The organism is Dietzia sp. UCD-THP (assembly GCF_000349585.1).
Taxonomy (GTDB): Bacteria; Actinomycetota; Actinomycetes; order Mycobacteriales; family Mycobacteriaceae; genus Dietzia; species Dietzia natronolimnaea_A.
The window spans coordinates 1-6371 of sequence record NZ_AOSR01000097.1; the positions used below are offsets into that span (position 1 = coordinate 1).

Genomic DNA, 6371 nt, shown 5'->3' on the forward strand with positions numbered 1-6371 from the left:
CATCAGGTACCTGCGAGACGGCGACGAGCTGGTTGTCGCGTCAATGGACCGACTCGCTCGTTCGCTGGTTGATCTCAAGCAGATCGTCGGCGAGATCACGGCTAAGGGCGCGAGTGTGGAGTTCGTGCACGAGCGGGCCACTTACGCCGCTGGCGCCCAGGATCCTCGAGCGGATCTGATGCTCTCGCTGCTCGGGGCGTTCGCCGAGTTCGAGAGGGCCATCATCCGAGAACGCCAAGCCGAAGGCATCGCCATCGCCAAGGCGAAGGGCAAGTACAAGGGCCGCAAACGCGTCCTGACCGACGAACAGATCGCCAAGGCCCGACAACGCGTTGAGGCGGGGGAGGGGCCATCAGCGATCGCCCGCGATCTCGGAGTCGGGCGGTCAACGCTGTACCGCGCACTTCAGCGGCAGGCTGCCCAGGCGCCGAGGTAGGTTGCCAGCGCTTCGGCGTGCAACGAACATGTTTCCTCGAACGTTGTGCACCTCCTTTGAGCTGGGCAACATATACATCAAATTCTTTGGGAACTCGATCTGCGATGTTAATCGTCCATGCTGTTATTCGGAAGTAGAATATCGTAATATTAGACGAAACGGGAGGCAGGGCAGGATGACAATCGGCTTGAGGGGCTTCAGAGTTCTAATATCGGGGCCTGCCGACACTGCGGAAGATGCGGATTTGGTCCGCACACTAATTCACCAATGGAATGACGCACACGCCGCTTCTCGCGGCGTTGTATTTTTGCCTCTTCATTATCAGTCGAATGCTGTTCCAGTCTACAAGGATGGTGTTGATGGTCAGTACATCATCAACCAGCAGTTGACTAGCAATAGCGACGTTGTGATTGGACTATTTAGATACCGGTTGGGGACGCCCACGATTCGTGACGAACGGTCTGGGACGGTCGAGGAGGCCACGATCGCCAGCTTGAACGGCGTTGCTCACCTTCTCTTCTGGGATGGTTCGATACCTCGCAACGTCACAGTTGACGACTCTCAACGGCAGGAGCATTCTCGGTTAGAGCACTTTCGTCGGTCTATAGAGTCTGAAGCGAAAGGTTTGTATGGCACTTTTGAATCATCGGAAGATTTAAAGAAGAAGATCGACTTGATTCTCTGGAGCCATGCTAATTCCGTGCAGACCGAGAGGGCGACGGCGGAGAGTGAGGCAAGTGGAGTTGAAGGTCTGAGGTTAAACGTAGGGGCTAGAGGTCCCGTTTGGCGAAGCCATGACCTGGATAAATTGGTCAGGGTATTCGCCGAGAGTAGCGCACGCGAGCGCAAACTGTCACAGTCCGCTGCTAGTGACTTTGTTGAATCTAGCGTGGCAAGAAAAGCTGAGCTAGAGGCTGTGATGGCAGCTAATGCGGGGTTCCCAGTCGTGGTAGAGGTTTCGACCATGGCTACGAGAATTCTCGATTTGAGGATCGAGATATCTTTCGCCGATGTCTGGGGAGTAACTCCGGAGAATGAGAAGTGGCACGCAGCTTGGCGGACGCCGCGTTCAGACTTCGACAGATTTGGTGTTGATATTGTAGTACCTATTTTTGCATCTTTGCCTCGAGGAAGCATGTCCACTTGGGCCGAGCGCGCGTACTGGGAGGCCCACGAGGGCGATGTTGTCCTGACTGTCGAGGTAGACGACCTTCGGAGGAAACGGACGCCGTCGCTCATTGAGGACGAGGTAGTCCTTTGGATTCCGGAGGAATTTCCGGACCCAGACGGCGGCGTAGTTACTTACTCTTGGGAGGCGTCCGGTCAAGTCGGAGGAGAAACCGTGACAGAAAGTGGAGTTGGTGAACTTGAAATAACATCGTTGGATGAAGTGAAATCCAGGCTCATTCGCTGGTGGCAAGGAAACTCAAACGAGCCCGATAGCGATTGAGTCGCTCGCGAAGGTGCCCGTTTGATAGCTCCGGAACAGATGGCACGAGGCGATTGTTCCAAGAGTATAGGACTGCCCTGCGCTTTAAATAGGCCTTGGATATCGGCTGCGGTGACCGCATTGACGGGTTGCTCGAGGTTCACGGCGTCGATACCGGTCCTGCGGGGTGGCCGATTGGCAATATGCCCAGTACCGAATGGGAAGAGGGCAGCCAGCTGGCCGGTGCCGCCTGGGTCTTGGCGGGGTCGAGACCTCCGAGAAAGACAGTGCCGAGCCCGTTTGCGGCGACCCACAGGTGGATGTTCTGGGTGAGTAGGCCCGCCTCTAGCCAGCAGAAGCGCTCGCCGCGTCCGGCCCGTTGCGCGTCGAATGCACGGTTCGCGGCGGCGAGATTGGGGTGCATACGGTGCCTGCTTCGACTTTACGTAACGTCGAGTTGCCGGCGTGGGCCCGCAGTCTGTGGAATGTGCATATCCGGCGATTAGCCTGCGCTCGACATGGTGGCGTGAATATCCCAGCTCAGATGCGGCGAGAACCGATCGTTAGTTGTCAGTACCGGGTCTCCCAGATGTTTCCACGCGCTGGTTGCGAAGAAAGTTTCGTGGAATCGACGTTGTATCGGGTAAGAGTGCCGGAACACGAAGTCGAGGAACCTCATCACGTGGACCGGGGCGATGCAGGCGACACGGCACTGGGGGCTATTGAAGGTAAAGTGCGCCGCTGGGTGGCCGGGAGCACTCGCATAGGGGTCGAAGTCGAAGCGCATCTGGCTTCTCATCACAATGTCTGTGCTGCCGTCGTATAGCTCGATGACATCCAGCAATGACTCCTGCGCGAACAAGTTTGGGTCAACGTTGTAGGGGCACGGCATGTACGCGAGGCGATGGCCGACGACCTCGCCTTTCAGTGAGATGTCATAAGCCAGCTGGACCAAGCTTCCGTCGAACAAGACTGCAGAGAAGGAACCGGACTTGAGCCAGGCTAGGTACTGGTCTATTCCTGGATGTCCGTGGGAGATCAGGAAGGCCTCATCGCGGGCGTACGAGCTAAACCGGACGCTCTCGATTTGGGTACCGTCCGCAAAAGGAGCTTTCGTTACAACCGATATCGGGTTCGCTACTAGGCAGAGGTCGGCATCCAGAAGGTAGTCGAGGGCGTTCTGAATGTCCTCTCGGACAGCTCTAGAAGATATCTTCTGCATCTAGGTCACTTGGGTTGGTCTGCAGACGTGACAACCGGGTTCTCACGTTTGGCGGGAGGTCAAGAAGATCCATTTCTCCGCGGTCGACGGCTTCTAGGAACGCTTCGATTGCTTCGGTTGCGCGGCGGACCGTCTTCTCCTCGTGTTCAGGACGGTCGCGGTGAATGTGGCGCAGCTTGTCGAGTTCCGCGCCAGTTGGGATCGTGAAGTCAAGCTGAAAGCTCTTAGCGATGATCTGTTCGGCTTCGCTCTTTATCGCGGTCATCTGGTCCCCCCAGCCGACGATCCGAACCCAGGCACGGCTTCGAGTGATGGCAGTGAAGAGAGTATTGCGACGGCTGACGGCGTTGAAGCTCGGAGCCGAGTAGTGCGAGTCGAGGGCGTACACCATGGGCGCTTCGTTCCCCTTGGCGCGGTAGATGTGGGCGATGGCAACGGAACCGGGCTGGAATATCTCGTCGGCGCTTGTGTTCACACCGACGAGGTGCGACGGGACTTCAAGCCGACGCAACTGTCGCATCAAACGCGGCCCGCGGCTCTTCGCGCGGTACGTGTCCGGCAGGACGACCAGGATGTCGTCTGGCTCGAGTTCGTCGACAGTCAGGTTTTTAACAATTTCGTTCGCGACCCACGCGTCCTGGGCGGCCTCGTCCGTGAATTGATGTACCTGGACGGCGTCGGCCGGTTCTAGCAGCTGAGGGAAGTAGTGGGGGTAACTGCTCTTAGACCGTCCTAGTGTCACCGGTTCGCCGGGCTCAAGCTCGCCATGGACGACTTCGTACCCGATGTCCTTCCAAAGCGACGCCTCATCGGGATGCTGGAGCAGTCCTTCCTTTCGATACACGCCGATACCCAACGCATGCGCAGTTGCGAGGGCCCACGGTGTGTTGCGGTAGCAGACGGGCAGGACGATGTCGCGACGAGGCGCCCCCGGAGCTGCGTCCAGGCTGACCAGTGGCGCTCCAGCGGAGTTCAATCCGAATAGCTCCCGGGTGGATGGCATGGCAGCCTCGGAGAGGCGTTGCAACTCGTCGTAGCCCCACACGATTCGCTTGGGGTCGCGGGTGAAGAGGTAGACGAGCTGGAAAAACTCGGGCGGCAGGTCTTGGGCCTCGTCTATGAGCACTGCGTCGAAGATCGGTGTGACGGGCGTGTTCCGCGCTACGACCAAAAGCTCTTCGCAGATACCCCGGAAAGCGTCATCCATGCCGTACTTGCCGGACGCGTACGCCCAGTCTCGTGGGGTCTCGCCAAGGGCCCGCGCGATCTGACTGTAAACACCAGCCCGGGCGCGCGAACCCCACGAGTGGAGAATCTGCATTCGATCGGGGTCGGGGCGGTCGTTACTGTGTTCGAATGTGAACCTGGTGACAAGATCGTCGATCTGCTGATAGAGCGCCCGAGAGTGAAAGGTGATGGCGATCGTCCACTCGGGGTGATAGGTGTGCCAATACGCAGCCTTGAGGGCAAGCACAACGGTCTTGCCCGAGCCAGCAAGGCCCCTAATTCGTTGCGGGCCGTCCGGGCTCTCGATCGCGGCCTGCTTCTGCCATCGGTCGAGGTTCGCGATGCCCTTCTCGATGGACTTAATCTTGGCGCCGCGTGAGTCGGCCTGCGTGACGTGTGCGCGCTTCTTCCGTGGTTTGATCGTTGTCACGCGCTGGAGCGCTGCGTGAACGTTGTGCTCGATGGTCTCGGTCAGCCCGTCCAAGCCTTGGAGCCACTCGTCGAGGTCGTCGAGGGTGCCGTAGAAGCCCTCGCCACTTGACTCCGGGTGCTCCGTCGGTACTTCGGCGAAGACAGTCGCCGTGTTCGGAGTAACGGCGAGGCGCCGGCCAGCTCGAAGCCCTTCATGACGGCTGAGGTATCCCTCCAACACTGCGTATAGGCGATCCTGTTCGGCGACCACCTCGTCCCACTCCTCGTGCGAGCGGGGAACGTCATCGCTCAAGAGCAGCGCGACGAGTCCGTACTCGCGAGTGACCAGCAGCGCATCGATGTCGACGCGGTCATCCGCCGTCGCGAGCACGGGGTATCCGAGGTACAGGACACCATCATCGACGGCTGCACCAAGTTTCGTGGCGAGCTGCTCGGCCGCAGCGCGGTTCCGGCTCTCGCCCTGGACCACTTCCAACGTCACTGCTTGCTCCGTCCGATCCGCCTTACTGCGACGACCCCGAAGCCGTCATCTCCGCAGTTGACTCTATCGCTGCGCTTCTACCCGCCGCAGTATTGCCGCTCGCGAGCTGTTCAGCCCTGATCCACCGGTCGGGTTTGGGGTTGTGAGCGTGGCATAACAGCAGAGGGCCCTTCTGAGCTGGGAGGATTTCGAGTGCGAAGTCCAAACCATCCCATGCCAGAAGGGCACCTCTGAGGTGAGAGTCTCCCCCAGGACACCTGGAAGCGAGCGGCGACCTCGCTGATCGGCCAGCCGTCATCTACGACCAGGCAAGCGACTTTGAGGCGGTGGCGGGGAGTCAGAGCGGCGTTTGCGTGGGACATGGGACTCCTTAGGACGGGCCGACGGCCAGCAGGGTTACCCTGCTGGCCGTCTCAGATGAGTTTCGATAGGGGGAAGCGTTACGCGACAGCGGTTCCTTCGAGCTCGACCATTTGGCCGGGGATCGCCAGGCGGGTGACGCCGAGCATCGTGGTAGTCGGGGCGACTCCTGCCGCCCCGAGCTTCCCGGCGAGCACGCCGTAGTGCGGGAACAGCGCGTCCACGTCGGTGGTGTAGACGTTGAGGCGGACCAGGTTCTCCAGCGACATGCCGGCCTCCGCGAGCACGGCCTCGAGGTTCGCCACGGCCAGCGCGAGCTGGGCCTCGACGTCCCCGTCATGCTCGGGCCGACCATCCTTGCTCATCGCTGTCTGTCCCGAGATGTACAGCGTCCGTGTCTCCCCTGAGATGACTTCGCCCTGGTTGAAGCCCATCTCCTGCGACCACGTCACCGGATTTACTGCCGTGCGTTCCATTGCTGCTCCGTTCATTCGTTCCGCAGCGCCCGGCCGCCCTGTGGCCGCCGTCCTCGACGCTGCGCTACTAGCCTCCCAACGAATCACGACACCTTGTGTCGTGTTTTCTGGTAAAGATTGATGCATGCGAGCAGACCGACTGGTCTCGCTGGTGCTCCTGCTACGCCAGCGAGGCCGAATGACCGCCGACCAGCTGGCCGGGGAGCTCGAAGTGTCCACGCGCACCGTGCTGCGCGACATCGACGCCCTCTCGACTGCGGGCGTCCCCGTTTACGCCGACCGTGGTCGACACGGCGGCTATTCACTCC

Annotated in this window: 7 protein-coding genes and 1 pseudogene; 3 read left to right on the forward strand and 5 right to left on the reverse strand. The window is 60.0% G+C overall.

Going from position 1 to position 6371, the window contains the following annotated elements:
* Positions 1-436 (forward strand): recombinase family protein (locus H483_RS27115; RefSeq protein ID WP_017836438.1); only part of this gene is annotated, 436 nt, incomplete at its 5' end.
* A 175-nt stretch (positions 437-611) separates the two neighbouring features.
* The gene (locus tag H483_RS39145) at positions 612-1886 is read left to right on the forward strand and encodes a hypothetical protein (RefSeq protein ID WP_152427911.1); all 1275 of its coding nucleotides are present in this window, start codon (positions 612-614) and stop codon (positions 1884-1886) included.
* Positions 1887-2025: 139 nt separating this feature from the next.
* Here H483_RS39145 and H483_RS38545 read toward each other — a convergent pair whose 3' ends face one another.
* The 5 genes and pseudogenes from H483_RS38545 to H483_RS27135 all read right to left on the reverse strand — a co-directional run bounded on the left by H483_RS38545 (position 2026) and on the right by H483_RS27135 (position 6063).
* Positions 2026-2289, reverse strand: coding sequence for a nitroreductase family protein (locus H483_RS38545; protein WP_081615133.1), 264 nt, complete (start codon positions 2287-2289; stop codon positions 2026-2028).
* 78 nt (positions 2290-2367) lie between these two features.
* Entirely contained in the window at positions 2368-3087 is a 720-nt protein-coding gene (locus tag H483_RS38550; protein ID WP_081615134.1) for a DUF2290 domain-containing protein, read from the reverse strand.
* On the reverse strand, positions 3068-5227 hold the full coding sequence (locus H483_RS27130) for a DEAD/DEAH box helicase (RefSeq protein WP_017836440.1): 2160 nt from the start codon (positions 5225-5227) through the stop codon (positions 3068-3070). Before H483_RS27130 ends, H483_RS38550 begins: the two co-directional genes overlap by 20 nt.
* Positions 5228-5475: 248 nt before the next feature.
* Positions 5476-5589: pseudogene (locus H483_RS39150) on the reverse strand (IS481 family transposase); the annotation flags it as partial.
* Positions 5590-5667: 78 nt separating this feature from the next.
* Complete coding sequence (locus H483_RS27135) at positions 5668-6063, reverse strand: RidA family protein (protein WP_031264755.1); 396 nt, start codon at positions 6061-6063, stop codon at positions 5668-5670.
* Positions 6064-6187: 124 nt separating this feature from the next.
* Between H483_RS27135 and H483_RS38560 the strand changes: the two genes are divergently transcribed.
* The coding region (locus H483_RS38560) for a YafY family protein (RefSeq protein ID WP_152427912.1) at positions 6188-6371 on the forward strand (184 nt) is incomplete at its 3' end.

Excerpts from the sequence above, each read along its gene's own strand:
- H483_RS38550 (WP_081615134.1), bottom strand. The coding sequence starts at position 3,087 with ATGCAGAAGATATCTTCTAGAGCTGTCCGAGAGGACATTCAGAACGCC.
- H483_RS27135 (WP_031264755.1), bottom strand. The coding sequence starts at position 6,063 with ATGGAACGCACGGCAGTAAATCCGGTGACGTGGTCGCAGGAGATGGGC.
- H483_RS39145 (WP_152427911.1), top strand. The coding sequence starts at position 612 with ATGACAATCGGCTTGAGGGGCTTCAGAGTTCTAATATCGGGGCCTGCC.
- H483_RS38545 (WP_081615133.1), bottom strand. The coding sequence starts at position 2,289 with ATGCACCCCAATCTCGCCGCCGCGAACCGTGCATTCGACGCGCAACGG.